Origin of the sequence: Neisseria sp. 20925_1_37 (assembly GCF_041433255.1) — a bacterium.
GTDB classification, from domain to species: Bacteria; Pseudomonadota; Gammaproteobacteria; order Burkholderiales; family Neisseriaceae; genus Neisseria; species Neisseria flavescens_D.
Genome location: NZ_JAPWBC010000001.1, coordinates 17,914 through 31,277, shown reverse-complemented (window position 1 = coordinate 31,277; position 13,364 = coordinate 17,914). Strand labels below are relative to the sequence as shown.

Sequence of the window (13,364 nt, the reverse complement as noted above, 5' to 3'; positions counted from 1 at the left end):
ACCCACCATGACCGAACAAGACAAACGCTGGCAAATTCACCGCCATCTCGCCCAAGACACCGACGAGCGCCTGCAGCTGGTCCGCAATGCACCCAAACGCATCATGCTGATTGGTGCCGATGCCGACATCAGCCGCAGCCTGCTGGCCGCGCGTTATCCCGACGCCGTGTTTGAAGAATACGATCCGAATGCCGACTTTTTGAAAACCGCCGCCGCCGCGCGCAAAGGCGGTTTCTGGCAGAAGCTGACCGGCAAAACCATTCCGCAACATTGCCAAGCCCTGACCGCGCCGCTGCCTGAAGCCACCGCCGATATGCTGTGGGCCAACCTCAGCCTCAGCCGCGCCGACGATATTTTGCCGGTATTGAAAAACTGGGCCGCTGCCTTGAAAACCGACGGATTATTGTTTTTCACGCACTTTGGCCGCGACAGCCTGACCGAGCTGACAGGCCGTCTGAACCATGAAGGCATCGAATGCGAAGCGCCCACGCTGATTGATATGCACGACTTGGGTGATATGCTCGCCGACAACGGCTTTTACGATCCGGTAACCGACACGGCCAAGCTTGAGTTGAGTTATAAAAAAGCCGGGACGTTTTGGCAGGACATGGAAACCTTGGGATTGTGGAATGCGTTGAAGTTCAGCAATCTGCAGGCGGCCAAGGAAGCTGTGGATAAGATTTTTGCCAACGAAGGCCGTCTGAACATCACGCTTGAAACCGTGTACGGCCATGCCGTGAAGAAATTGGTGTTGCCGCAAGGGGAGAACGTGGTGCAGTTTTTCCCGAAACGGCAGGGCTAGTTTGGCGGTTGTGCCGGTAGGGTTGACACCGCGATTGCGTGTTGTCGAATGCGGTTTGGCGTTTATATCGATTGCCTGCGCTGTTTAAGGGGATAGATTTTCAGACCCTAATAAATTGACTTTAATTGCAGAGAATGTGGCAAATAAAAAACCTCAAAAGAACGGTTCACCTTATCCAAATGCTAATATGCGAGATGCACATGCTGAAATAGGTGCAATTCAACAAGCTTATGAAAAAGGTGTGACTAAAGGAAAAAATATGGTGATCCATGTCCAAGGGCGTGATGTATGTACGCATTGTCGTCAAGACATTGCATCAGCAGCAGAAAAAGCAGGATTAAAATCGGTCACTGTTCATGCTGTTGATGATAAGAACAAACTGAGAACTTATACTTGGATTCAAGGGCAAACATCAATAAAGGAAAATAAGAATGGAAAATAGCTTATTATTTTTTTCATGTGCATATAAATCAGAAGAGGGTGAATGGATAACTTTGGCAGATAGGGATATGGCATCTAAGATTGGTAAAGATAAAATATTATCTATGCTTAACAGCACAAAGAATCATAGATCTGACGTTAGATTAGAAGTTATACCTGAACCAGAAGTAGGCTTATCTGAATTAAGGATGGAATCAGATGGTGAGAGATATTTATTTACTCTACTTGAATACGGGGATAACGGGGAGTTTTTGATTAGGTCTAAGTCCGATTTTACTGGAGTTCCAAGATTGGTTGATTTTATGGGAGAACCTTTTCCAGCAAGTGAAGTTATAACAGATTTTGATTTTATTAAAAGAGTATTTGTTGAGTTGCTAGAAACAGGAAATGTTTCTTATGAGTTAATGGATATATAATTTAAAACATCTATATAAAGTGCGGTCAATTTTTAAAGCGTTTTAAAAGCTCTCAAAACTGACCGCACTTTGATCTGCCCCCCAAAAGTTGGACAGGTTAGTTAACTTAAATATTGAGCTCGGTATTGCACTGGGCTCAATCCTTTTAAACCAAGTTTAATTCGTTTTTGGTTGTAATACACTAAATATTCTTCAATTTCAGTATGTATGAAAAAGGCCGTCTGAAAAGTTTTCAGACGGCTTTTTGTTTGATTCCAAATTAAGCCTGTTTGGCCGCCCATTCGGCCGGAGTGGCGGCAACGGAAATAGACAGCGCGTGCAATTCGTTGCTTTCGAGTTGCGGCTTGAGGCCGTCTTTAATCAGGCGGTGGCGGGCGAGGCGGGCTTTGCCTTCAAATGAGGAGGAAACGATTACGGCGAAGAAGTGATGGCCGTCGCCTTCGACTTCGACGTGTTCGCAAGGGGTAACGCCTTCAATCAGGGTTTTGACTTGTTCGGGTAAAAGCATGGGGGTTCCTTGGGAAATGGTTTACTTGTAAAAGAGGGCATTATACCGAATCTTGATAAAAACAGGCCGTCTGAAAAACCAAACTTCGGGTTTCAGACGGCCTCGGCCTTTGGAAGCGTCAAATGCTTATTCGTACACTTTCAGCAGCTCGACTTCAAAAATCAAAGTCGCGTGCGGAGGAATCACGCCGCCGGCACCGTGTGCGCCGTAGCCCATTTCGGAAGGAATGGTCAGCTTGCGTTTGCCGCCTTCTTTCATGCCGCCGAAGCCTTCGTCCCAACCTTTAATTACTTGGCCGACGCCCAGAGTGATGGTCAGCGGTTGACGGCGGTCGAGGCTGGAGTCGAATTTGGTACCGTCTTCCAACCAGCCGATGTAATGTACGGTGATTTCTTTGCCTTTGACGGCTTCTTTGCCGTGGCCTTCTTGCAAGTCTTTAATAATCAGGCTCATGATGTTCCTTTCGGATGTATGGTGAAAATCGGCTCAAGATTACCATATTGTGTGGAATCGTGAAACAAATGCGCCCATATGGCCGGCAACAAAAAGGCCGTCTGAAACGGATTTTCAGACGGCCTTTGTTTTGTGCTAAACCTTATTTGTTATCAGGTTGGGATTTGACATCGGTGGATACAGGCAGCTCAGGCATGGTTCGGGCAGACTCTGGAACATTGCCGGAGAGGGCTTTCAAGAAGGCAACGATGTTTTCAGTGTCTTCCGGAGCCAGGGTTTTACCCAATTGAGCTTTCGCCATGATGTTGACGGCTTTATCCAGTTCCCAAACGCTGCCGTTGTGGAAGTATGGGTAGGTGCGTTCGACGTTTCTCAAGCCGGGAACGCGGAAGAAGAATTCGTCTTCGGCTTTTTTGGTTACGTCCGCACGGCCTTTGTCGTGTTTAGGATCGTCGATGTGTTTCCAGTAAGGACCGTCCACCAAACCGAATTTTTGGAACATGGTACCACCCAAGTTGACGCCGTTGTGACAAGCGATACAGCCGTTGTCCATAAATGCGCGTACGCCTTTGCGTTCTTGTTCGCTCAGGGCGGATACGTTGCCTTTCAGGTAGTCGTCCCAACGGGTCGGGGTCAGCAGGGTACGTTCAAACGCGCCCAATGCGGTGGTGATGTTTTTGAAGGAAACCGCGCCGTCTTCAGGGAATGCGGCTTTGAATTTTTCTTGGTATTCAGGAATACCGGCGATTTTTGCGGCGGCATCGGCTTCGGTCGCGTTGGCCATTTCAACAGGGTTGAGCAATGGGCCGCCGGCTTGTTCTTCCACATCGGCTGCACGGCCGTCCCAGAATTGGCTGCCCAACAAGGCGGCATTCAGGGCAGTCGGGGGGTTACGGGCGCCGAATTGGCTTTTGTGGCCCGCGCTGGTCGGCATGTTGTCTACGCCAGCAGTTGCCAAGTTGTGGCAGGAGTTACAGCTGACGGTGTTGCCTTTGGACAGGCGGGTTTCGTACCAAAGTTGTTGGCCGAGTTTGACCTGCTCTTCGGTAAACGGACGGATTTTTTGCATTTCGGCCGCATCAGGCAAAGGTTTGAACACGGTTTGCGCGCGTTCCAACAGGGCTTTGTCTTCGGCAGAAACATCGGCGGAATTTTGAGGGGCCGAAACAGCGGCGGTGCTTGCGGCAGCATCGGCAGCGCTCGCGGCAGAAGCCGCTTGAGGGGTTTCGGTTGTTTGAGCCGTTTTCTCGCCGCAGGCGGTCAACGCGGCAGAAACGGCCAAAGCCAAAGCGATTTGGTGGAGTTTTAAACGTGGCATAGGAGGGTTCCTTTGTTATGCGTTTGTTATGTAATGGATTGCTGATTGCACCAGCAATATGCCAACTATAAAAGATAAGGCGGTTTTAATTTTTGTTGTAAATCAACCTTTTAAATTTGATAAATTTTGAAAATATCACTGATAGGGAAATTTATACTATGGAACTTTTTTATTATTTATTTACAATTGCTTAGATAAATTAAGGCCGTCTGAAAAAATAAAATTCAGACGGCCTTTTAGTTTTTATTGATTACGTCCGTTATTCTATTTTAAAAAATCTTAATAAATATGGGGTTATTAAAAAATAAAAATAATTTGCGTTATTAAGCATAAAGCGTTATAAATGCGTTAATAAATGAACGTTTCACTTTAGAGTTTTTTTATGCTGATTGCTTTATTGATTATGTTACGCGAGGGCATCGAAGCCGCCCTGATCGTCGGTATTGTTGCCAGTTTTTTGAAACAGTCGGGACACAGCGAGCTGATGCCGAAGGTTTGGCTGGGCGTGTTTTTGGCTTCGGTCATGTGTTTGGGTATCGGTTACGGCATCCATTCCGCTACGGGCGAGATTCCGCAAAAAGAACAGGAATTGGTGGTCGGCGCCATCGGCCTGGTGGCTGTGGCGATGCTGACGTACATGATTTTGTGGATGAAGAAGGCCGCACGTTCGATGAAACAGCATCTTCAGGATTCTGTTCAGTCGGCCTTGAACCGCGGCAGCGGCCAGGGTTGGGCCTTGGTCGGCATGGCGTTTTTGGCTGTGGCGCGCGAAGGGTTGGAGAGCGTGTTTTTCCTGCTGGCCGTGTTCCAGCAAAGCCCGACATGGTCTATGCCGATAGGCGCGGTGTTGGGGCTGTTGGTGGCGGTTGTCATCGGTACGCTGATTTATCAGGGCGGTATGCGCCTGAACTTGGCGAAGTTTTTCCGTTGGACGGGCGCGTTTTTGATTGTGGTGGCGGCCGGTCTGCTGGCCGGTTCGTTTCGCGCGCTGCATGAGGCCGGCGTATGGAATGTGATGCAGGATATTGCTTTCGATACATCGAAATATTTGCATGAAGACAGCCCTTTAGGCGTGCTGCTCGGCGGTTTCTTCGGCTATACCGACCACCCGACCGAAGGCGAAGTCCTGATTTGGCTGCTGTATCTGGTTCCCGTCATGATTTGGTTTTTGCGCGGCAGTGCGCCGGCAAAAACGTTAACTAAATAAAAAGGAATGAAAATGAAAAAATTCAATCTAACTGCTTTGTCCGTAATGTTGGCTCTGGGTTTGACCGCGTGTCAGCCGCCTGAAGCCGAAAAAGCCGCGCCTGCCGCTTCAGGCGCATCCGCTGCCGCCAATGCCGACGGTTCGGTCAATATCGGTGTGAACGATACTGCCTGCGAACCGATGGAATTGACCGTCCCCAGCGGCCAAGTCGTGTTCAACATTAAAAACGACAGCGGCCGCAAGCTGGAATGGGAAATCCTGAAAGGCGTGATGGTGGTGGACGAGCGTGAAAACATCGCCCCGGGTTTATCCGACAAAATGACCGTTACCCTACTGCCGGGCGAATACGAAATGACTTGCGGCCTGTTGACAAATCCGCGCGGTAAGCTGATTGTTACCGACAGCGGCTTCAAAGACACTGCCAACGAAGCGGATTTGGAAAAACTGTCCCAACCGCTCGCCGACTATAAAGCTTACGTTCAAGGCGAGGTTAAAGAGCTGGTGGCGAAAACCAAAACCTTTACCGAAGCCGTTAAAGCCGGCGACATTGAAAAGGCCAAATCCCTGTTTGCCGCCACCCGCGTCCATTACGAACGTATCGAACCGATTGCCGAGCTTTTCAGCGAACTCGACCCCGTCATCGATGCGCGTGAAGACGACTTCAAAGACGGTGCGAAAGATGCCGGATTTACCGGCTTCCACCGTATCGAACACGCCCTTTGGGTAGAAAAAGACGTATCCGGCGTGAAGGAAATTGCAGCCAAACTGATGACCGATGTCGAAGCACTGCAAAAAGAAATCGACGCATTGGCGTTTCCTCCGGGTAAGGTGGTCGGCGGCGCGTCCGAACTGATTGAAGAAGTGGCCGGCAGCAAAATCAGCGGCGAAGAAGACCGTTACAGCCATACCGACTTGAGCGACTTCCAAGCCAATGTGGAAGGCTCCAAAAAAATCGTTGATTTGTTCCGTCCACTGATCGAAGCCAAAGACAAAGCGTTGTTGGAAAAAACCGATGCCAACTTCAAACAGGTTGAAGACATTTTGGCGAAATACAAAAAACAAGACGGCTTCGAGCTGTACGACAAACTGAGCGAAGAAGACCGCAAAGCCCTGCAGGCGCCGATTAATGCCTTGGCAGAAGATTTGGCCAAACTGCGCGGCATTTTGGGTTTGAAATAAGATAACGCGTTTTCAGACGGCCTTTGGATATTGAAAGGCCGTCTGAATCTTATTGTTGCCCACACAAAATATGCTTGAAAACCGACCTTACTTCATACGATTGCAATCTTTCCGTTCCCTGCCAAGGAGCAAATAATGAGCCAAAACAAACAACCGGCACAACCCGAAAAACGAACCCTTTTCAAAACTGCCCTTGCCGCCGGCGCCATCGGCGTTGCCGGTTATTTTGCCGGTAAAAAACAAGGCGAAACCGCCGCTGAGACCCAAAACAACCAACATTCCGAGCTGGCCTATCCGTGTTATGGCGAGCATCAGGCAGGCATCGTCACGCCACACCAGCTCTTTGGCATCATGTGTGCCTTTGATGTTACCGCCAAAGACGCCAAACAACTTGAAAACCTGTTCCGCGCCCTGACCGCCCGCATCGAATTCCTCACACAAGGCGGCGAATACCAAGACGGCGATGACAAGCTCCCGCCTGCGGGCAGCGGCATCCTCGGCAAACAATTCCGCCCCGATGGGCTGACGGTTACCGTCGGCGTCGGCAGCAGCCTCTTTGACGACCGCTTCGGCCTCAAAGACAAAAAGCCGAAACACCTGCAGGAAATGCGCGACTTTCCTAACGACAAACTCCAAAAATCTTGGTGCGACGGCGACCTCAGCCTGCAAATTTGCGCATTCTCCCCCGAAACCTGCCAAGCCGCCCTGCGCGACATCATCAAAAACACCGCCCAGTTTGCCGTCATCCGCTGGAGCATAGACGGTTGGCTCCCTAAAGCCGAACCCGGCGCCATTGCCGCGCGCAACCTTTTAGGTTTCCGCGACGGCTCCGGCAATCCTAAAGTCGAAGATCCCAAAGTCGCCGATCAAGTCCTGTGGACGGGCATTGCCGCCAACAGCTTGGACGAACCGGCATGGACGAAAAACGGCAGCTATCAGGCCGTCCGCCTCATCCGCCACTTTGTCGAATTTTGGGACCGCACCCCGATGCAGGAACAAACCGATATTTTCGGCCGGCGCAAATACAGCGGCGCGCCCATGGACGGTAAAAAAGAGGGCGACACCGCCGATTTCGCCAAAGACCCCGACGGCAAAATCACGCCCAAAGACAGCCATATGCGCCTTGCCAATCCGCGCGATCCGGAGTTCATGAAAAAACACCTGCTCTACCGCCGCGCCTTCAACTACTCGCGCGGCCTCGCCGCCAACGGCCAGCTCGATGTCGGCCTGATTTTCATCTGCTATCAGGCCAACCTTGCCGACGGCTTCATCTTCGTGCAAAACCTGCTCAACGGCGAGCCGCTGGAGGAATACATCAGCCCGTTTGGCGGCGGCTATTTCTTCGTCCTGCCGGGTGTCGAAAAAGGCAGCTTCCTCGGCAAAGAGCTTTTGGGCGTATAAATCCGCCGATGGTTTGAATAGATAAAAAGGCCGTCTGAAACCTGATTTCCAGATTTCAGACGGCCTTTTTAGTTAAGAAAGCATCATTCCACGTGATTGGGATTGCACGATTTGTTTTTGTTGCTCCTCATATTCAATTCGTTGTGCCGTTTGCTGAATTTGGCTCAGGCTTTCCTCTACCGGCGTCTTAGCCGCTTCCCACATATCTACAGAAGCCATTATTAATCCGGGGGCTCTGTGTCCGACCGAGACTTTCCCATTATCGTTAATATTGAATAAAGACACGTCCTGCATATTGTTTGGATAGTATGCGGAGGTTAATGACATAGCAATTTTATCTACATCATTTTTATCATAGGCAATATTTTTCTTATCACAGAAGTCAGTAAAAGCCTGTTTACACTGATGGAAGATGGCCTGGGCAGTTTTAGGCATATCGTTGATTTTTAGAATATCCCCATCGATGCTAACCTGTGCGTATTGATGCCCTTGTTCGCGTTGATTTTCAGTTAAAATGTATCGTTGGGTAAAAGTTCTCTCAGGCATTAGCTTGTGTACATTTTCCATTAACTCATCGATATTTTTTCCTGCAGGATAACGGGAAATGGTATTCGGGATCTTTTCAAATTCGGGAATATTGCCCAATACTTTGGTTGCCGCTTTTTTGGAAGTATTAATCGTACCGATTTTCTGGCCGTTCCTGTATAAATCTTTGCTGTGAGTGGAATAAACGTTGCTGGCATTTAATGCGGCATAGACGAAATCGATGCAGCTTCGGCTGTTCCAGTTGTAGATATCTGAATTAAAACCATATTTTTTTGGGGTTTCTCCAAAATCTTTAAGTTTGTCATATTGTGCCTGTGTGATGGCTATCGTTTTCCGATACACCTGCTGACTGTAAACTTTATGTTCGTCCTCTTGAACTTTGCCCGGTTTGTCGGGAGAGTACCAATCGAATTTTGCAGAACCGTGCGGCGGTGCAAAACCGTAGGCCTTGATCGTTCGACCACCATCTTCACTAATACCGTAGAAAACATGACCTGGATCGGAGGTTAGTTGCTTGCCATTCTCCATCCAAGGTTTTCCGTCTTTCTCCAGAGGCGTACCTGCGCCTGCCACATAAATTGTCAGGGTGTATTTCTTTTGATTGTTCATAATTTTTCCTTTGGTCAGAATTTCAGGGTTAAATTATTTGTAATACGGTTGGGTATTAACGGACACAGATAGACGGAGTTTAGGATAATTGGGGAAATCTTGAAGCGGTCTAATTTTCAGCCTGTAATAGCCCCCTTTTTCCTGTATCAGAAACCAAGCCATCGCGTTTTCTCGGATACTAAATTCTTCTCCATTAAATGTGTGAGACGAGTGAGCAATAGATTCATCGGCAACAAATTGAGTTTGGTTATTCTTGAATCTAATAGCATTCTCATAATTATTATTAATTTTTGGCAATTCGGCATAATGAATAAAATTATTACTCAAACTTATTTGAGTTTCTTTCTTCCCTTTGTCAAAATGCACTAGAGAAGTTTCAAATTTCAACAACTTGTTTTCAATCAAATAATCATTCATATCCACTCTCTTTTCAACGTCGTAATACTTTTTATCTTCAAGCGGATACATTGCCATAATATAGACCGCATAGTTCGTTTCGAGGGCTTTTGGCTTTTTTTTCAATTTGAAATAAAACACCTGTTCCTTCTTCGGGTCGATAATCAAAGGCTGTTCGAACGGCACCTCGTATACAGGATGTCCGTTAATTTCTTTCGGTACGTCTTTATATGGATCGCCATATTGGGAACAGGCACTTAAAAAAGTTGCAAAAAAGCCTAAAAGAGCTAGTGTATATTTTTTTGTTTTGTTCATTATTTTTCCTTTATATTTTCGGTTGATAGTAAAAAATATGATTAAGTATATACCATTAAAGCTTTAAATATCTTAATTTGTGAAAGGCCGTCTGAAACCTGATTTCCAGATTTCAGACGGCCTGAGTTTTTGCTATCAAACCAAATGTTCCGCCAAGAAAGCCAATGCGTATTCGACGGCTTGCGCCCTTACTGCTTCGCGGTCGCCTGTGAATAGCGCGGTTTGCTCAAACGAACCCTCGGGCGTGGCCAGGCCGAACCAGACTGTGCCGACCGGTTTGGCCGCGCTGCCGCCGCTAGGGCCGGCGATGCCGGAAATACTCAAGGCGTAATCTGCCTGCGCCACGGCTTTTGCGCCGCGTGCCATTTCATAGACGGTCTCGCGGCTGACCGCGCCGTGTTTCAGCAAGGTGTCGGGCATGACGCCGAGACGCTCCTGTTTGGCTTGGTTGCTGTATGTGACGAAGCTTTGATGAAACCATTGCGAGCTGCCAGAGAGGGAAGTCAGCGCACCTGCAAGCAGGCCGCCGGTGCAGGACTCGGCGCAGGTAACGGTTTGGCGGCGGCTGGTCAGGTGTTCGGCGATGGTTTGCAGGTGGGACATGGCGGCTCCTTAGGGAAAAGGGTAAAACCGGGCAGGTGCTTGGCCCGCCGGGTTTCAGACGGCCTGAAAGCTGAAATCAGGCTTTCGGCTGGATGAGGTGGACATCACATTGTGGGAATGGGATGTTGATGTTGGCTTCGCGCAGATTTTCGACGATCTGCTCGTTCAGGGCGAATCGGAATGGGCCGAGATTTTCTTCTTGCGTCCACGCCCAAAGGGTGATTTCGATGGCGCTGTCGCCAAGGTTGGTAATGTATACGACGGCAGGTCGTTCTTCGGTTTGAACACACAATGGATGGTCGGTTGCCGCTCTCAATACGGCGGCTTTGGCGGCTTTCAAGTCGCAGGCGTAATCGACGCCGACAACGACTTGGGCGCGGCACAGGGGCAGGGAGGAGCGGTTGGTGATGCTGTTGGTCATGACCACGCTGTTGGGTAGGACGACTTCTTCGTTGTCCGGCGTGCTTAAAGAGGTCTGCACCATTTTGATTTCTCGGACGATGCCTTCAAAACCGTTGACGCGGATAAAGTCACCGACTTTAAACGGGCGGAACAGGATAATCAGCACGCCGGCGGCGAAGTTGGACAGTTGGTCTTTCAAAGACAAAGCCACGGCCAAGCCTGCGCCACCGATCAAGGCGGTCACGGAAGTGGTCGGAATGCCGAGTTTACCCAGTGCGGCGATGATGATGAGGATCAGCAGGCCGATGTTGGCGACGTTGCCGAGGAAGCTGACCAGCGTTTTATCGACTTTGGCACGTGTCAGCGCGGCTTTCATCAGTGTTACCAAGCGCGTGGCGACCCAGCGGCCGATAAAGAAGATGGCTAAGGCGGCCAGCAGGTTGGTACCGAAAGACATGCCGGTTTGGGCGAGTTGTTCCCAACCGGAGAAGGGGGAGAGGGATTGAAGATCGAAATTCATAATTGTGTATGCGTGTGAAGTTGTTTAAAAGGTCATTGTAAAACAAGGCCGTCTGAAAAACTAATGATTTGGTTTTTCAGACGGCCTTTAATCTTTCTTAAATCTTTTTCAGCTTAACGTAAAACGGTTTTGCTCCAACGGCTCACCCATTGTTTTTGTTTGGTGTTGATGTCGGCACGGTTGGGAGAGTCGCTGTGTTTCGGGGTTTGGGCAAACTCGAATACTTTGGGCAGCGGCGTGTTTTTGACTGCCGGATAGACCCACATTTCGGCAGGCAGGGTTTTTTGAACTTCGCCGCTTTGCAGCCAGCTCACCAGTTTGGCCGCCAGCTCGGGTTGTTTCGCGCCTTTCAAAACGGCCGCGCCTTCAACTTGGCGGAATGTGCCGCCTTTGAGGAAGAGGTTGCCGGTGGGCGGGGTGCTGTATTTGCCTTTGGAGTAGTGGACTTCGGCCGCCGGGCTGGTGGCATAGCTGACCACGAGGGGATAGGCGCCGCCGTTTTGGGTGAAGTCGGTATAGTAGGCTTCGCTCCAGCCTTTGGCAACTTTCACACCGTTTTGGCGCATTTGCGCCCACCATTTGAACGCGCCTTCTTCACTCATGCCGCCGATGTTGGCCAAGAGGAAGGAGAGGCCAGGCGAGGATGTGGCGGGAGACGGAGTCACCAGAAGGTTTTTATATTCCGGTTTGGTCAGGTCTTGCAGGGTTTGCGGCAGGGGCAGTTTTTTCTGTTCAAACCATTTTTTGTCGTAGTTGATGGCGACATAGGCGTAATCGACGGCCAGCGCATCGGGCAGGGAAGCGGTTACGGGCGCGGATTTGGGTTGGTTGGCGGCGAGGATGCCTGCGGATTTGGCTTTGCCGATGTTGGCGTTGTCCAAACCGTAAACCGCATCGGCAATCGGGTTGGCCTTGCTCAAAATCAGCTTGTTGAGCATTTCGTTGCCGCTGCCTGCCTTGATGACGGACACTTTGGCATCGTTGGCTTTTTCAAATTGCGCGATGACGGATTGGGGTAGGCTGAAGGATTTGTGCACGGCCAGACGTACTTCGGTTTGGGCGTACAGGTTTGCCGAGGCCAGTAATAGAGCCACTGCGGACAATTTCAGTTTCATTCTCTTTCCTTTGTGCGGGTAAAATACGAAATATCATAACAAAATCTGCATATCAAGGCACGATATGAATCATTCCCCCGTTTGGCTGTTTGACCTCGACAACACTTTGCACAATGCCGAAGCCGGCATTTTCTACATCATCAACCGTGCCATGACCGAATACATGGCAGGCCGTCTGAAACTTTCCGAAGAAGCCGCCTCCCACCTGCGCCAAGATTATTGGCACCGATACGGCGCGACGCTTGCCGGTTTGCAAATCCACCATCCCGAAGTCGATATCGATGAATTTTTGCGTGAAAGTCACCCGCTTAAGCAAATTTTGGCAAAGGTGGAGGGTATGGATGGAACTGATGACGTTTTAGGCCGTCTGAAAGGGCGAAAAGCCGTATTTTCCAACGGGCCTTCGTTTTATGTCCGCGCATTGGTTGAAGCGTTGGGCTTGGAAGCGCATTTTGACGGCTTGTTCGGCACGGACGACTTCGGCCTGCTCTATAAACCCAATCCGCAAGCCTATCTCAACGTCTGCCGCCTATTGGGCGTCAAACCCGAACAGTGCATTATGGTGGACGACAGCGCCGACAATCTGCACCAAGCCAAAGCCTTGGGCATGAAGACTGTTTGGTACGGCGAAAAAGCCCATCCGTTGCCATTTGCCGACGGCATAGCGAAAGATATGCAGGGTTTGCTTGAATTTTGCACAAAACTGCCGTGAAGTTTTGAAAAAACAAGTACAATACACGGTATTGCCGACATTTAAAAACAAGGACAACATCATGCGTAAACTCGCTTTAATTCTGACTGCCGCCGCCGTTTTGGCCGGTTGCTCTTGGGAAACCTACACCAACGAATCCGGCCGTACCGCCGTACGCCAAAAATATGCTACCGGCACGCCTATCGTTTATCAGGACGGTACTTATTCTAAAAACATGAATTACAACCAGTTCCGCCCAGAGCGTCGCGCCGTCCAATCCAATCAAGCGGATCATGCTGAACACGGCGAACGCGGCCAACATTGGCAAAAACCGCAATTTGCCAACCAACAGCCAGCAACCGAATAACAATATCCCCAAGGCCGTCTGAAACGGAGTGAAAAACAATCAACATTTGTTGCCCCACTTTTCAGACGGCCTCAA

The 13,364-nt window shown here is 49.6% G+C and carries 17 protein-coding genes; 8 read left to right on the top strand and 9 right to left on the bottom strand.

Going from position 1 to position 13,364, the window contains the following annotated elements; all coding sequences use genetic code 11:
* The first annotated feature begins 7 nt into the window (after positions 1-7).
* From O3661_RS00165 to O3661_RS00155, 3 genes are all read left to right on the top strand, one after another.
* Positions 8-802 carry a methyltransferase gene (locus tag O3661_RS00165; protein ID WP_371491862.1) on the top strand — a complete coding sequence of 265 codons (795 nt, stop codon included), beginning with the start codon at positions 8-10 and terminating at the stop codon, positions 800-802.
* Positions 803-917: 115 nt separating this feature from the next.
* Positions 918-1,244, top strand: a complete 327-nt coding sequence (locus tag O3661_RS00160; protein WP_150540550.1) for a deaminase — start codon at positions 918-920, stop codon at positions 1,242-1,244.
* Entirely contained in the window at positions 1,234-1,659 is a 426-nt protein-coding gene (locus O3661_RS00155; RefSeq protein ID WP_197049997.1) for a hypothetical protein, read from the top strand. The genes O3661_RS00160 and O3661_RS00155 overlap by 11 nt, the downstream gene beginning before the upstream one ends.
* A 101-nt stretch (positions 1,660-1,760) precedes the next feature.
* On the opposite strand, the gene O3661_RS00150 is transcribed toward O3661_RS00155, so the two are convergent.
* The 4 genes from O3661_RS00150 to O3661_RS00135 form a co-directional block, all read right to left on the bottom strand.
* The gene (locus O3661_RS00150; protein WP_083324959.1) at positions 1,761-1,940 is read right to left on the bottom strand and encodes an IS3 family transposase; all 180 of its coding nucleotides are present in this window, start codon (positions 1,938-1,940) and stop codon (positions 1,761-1,763) included.
* Complete coding sequence (locus tag O3661_RS00145; RefSeq protein WP_003686612.1) at positions 1,919-2,167, bottom strand: BolA family protein; 249 nt, start codon at positions 2,165-2,167, stop codon at positions 1,919-1,921. Before O3661_RS00145 ends, O3661_RS00150 begins: the two co-directional genes overlap by 22 nt.
* Before the next feature lie 126 nt (positions 2,168-2,293).
* On the bottom strand, positions 2,294-2,623 hold the full coding sequence (locus O3661_RS00140) for an FKBP-type peptidyl-prolyl cis-trans isomerase (protein WP_371492057.1): 330 nt from the start codon (positions 2,621-2,623) through the stop codon (positions 2,294-2,296).
* A 139-nt stretch (positions 2,624-2,762) separates the two neighbouring features.
* Positions 2,763-3,938 (bottom strand): cytochrome-c peroxidase, encoded by a 1,176-nt coding sequence (locus O3661_RS00135; RefSeq protein ID WP_371491859.1) that lies wholly within the window; start codon positions 3,936-3,938, stop codon positions 2,763-2,765.
* Between the two features lie 382 nt (positions 3,939-4,320).
* Between O3661_RS00135 and efeU the strand changes: the two genes are divergently transcribed.
* The 3 genes from efeU (at position 4,321) to efeB (ending at position 7,725) form a co-directional block, all read left to right on the top strand.
* Complete coding sequence (gene efeU / locus O3661_RS00130; RefSeq protein ID WP_036492490.1) at positions 4,321-5,145, top strand: iron uptake transporter permease EfeU; 825 nt, start codon at positions 4,321-4,323, stop codon at positions 5,143-5,145.
* A 12-nt stretch (positions 5,146-5,157) separates the two neighbouring features.
* Positions 5,158-6,324, top strand: coding sequence for an iron uptake system protein EfeO (gene efeO / locus O3661_RS00125; protein WP_049333129.1), 1,167 nt, complete (start codon positions 5,158-5,160; stop codon positions 6,322-6,324).
* Positions 6,325-6,459: 135 nt separating this feature from the next.
* On the top strand, positions 6,460-7,725 hold the full coding sequence (gene efeB, locus O3661_RS00120) for an iron uptake transporter deferrochelatase/peroxidase subunit (RefSeq protein ID WP_371491857.1): 1,266 nt from the start codon (positions 6,460-6,462) through the stop codon (positions 7,723-7,725).
* 72 nt (positions 7,726-7,797) lie between these two features.
* Here efeB and O3661_RS00115 read toward each other — a convergent pair whose 3' ends face one another.
* From O3661_RS00115 to O3661_RS00095, 5 genes are all read right to left on the bottom strand, one after another.
* Positions 7,798-8,880 (bottom strand): hypothetical protein, encoded by a 1,083-nt coding sequence (locus O3661_RS00115; RefSeq protein ID WP_199903868.1) that lies wholly within the window; start codon positions 8,878-8,880, stop codon positions 7,798-7,800.
* A gap of 33 nt (positions 8,881-8,913) precedes the next feature.
* Positions 8,914-9,591 carry a hypothetical protein gene (locus O3661_RS00110; protein ID WP_107723939.1) on the bottom strand — a complete coding sequence of 226 codons (678 nt, stop codon included), beginning with the start codon at positions 9,589-9,591 and terminating at the stop codon, positions 8,914-8,916.
* A 135-nt stretch (positions 9,592-9,726) separates the two neighbouring features.
* On the bottom strand, positions 9,727-10,194 hold the full coding sequence (locus tag O3661_RS00105; RefSeq protein WP_003686660.1) for a CinA family protein: 468 nt from the start codon (positions 10,192-10,194) through the stop codon (positions 9,727-9,729).
* Between the two features lie 76 nt (positions 10,195-10,270).
* Complete coding sequence (locus O3661_RS00100; protein ID WP_371491855.1) at positions 10,271-11,116, bottom strand: mechanosensitive ion channel family protein; 846 nt, start codon at positions 11,114-11,116, stop codon at positions 10,271-10,273.
* A 113-nt stretch (positions 11,117-11,229) separates the two neighbouring features.
* Positions 11,230-12,231 carry a thiamine ABC transporter substrate-binding protein gene (locus tag O3661_RS00095; protein ID WP_371491853.1) on the bottom strand — a complete coding sequence of 334 codons (1,002 nt, stop codon included), beginning with the start codon at positions 12,229-12,231 and terminating at the stop codon, positions 11,230-11,232.
* Between the two features lie 64 nt (positions 12,232-12,295).
* Here O3661_RS00095 and O3661_RS00090 point away from each other — a divergent pair, with 64 nt between their 5' ends.
* Both O3661_RS00090 and O3661_RS00085 read left to right on the top strand, forming a co-directional pair.
* Positions 12,296-12,943 carry a pyrimidine 5'-nucleotidase gene (locus O3661_RS00090; RefSeq protein WP_049333140.1) on the top strand — a complete coding sequence of 216 codons (648 nt, stop codon included), beginning with the start codon at positions 12,296-12,298 and terminating at the stop codon, positions 12,941-12,943.
* A 61-nt stretch (positions 12,944-13,004) separates the two neighbouring features.
* Entirely contained in the window at positions 13,005-13,289 is a 285-nt protein-coding gene (locus O3661_RS00085; protein WP_003686634.1) for a membrane lipoprotein lipid attachment site-containing protein, read from the top strand.
* Positions 13,290-13,364 lie beyond the last annotated feature (75 nt).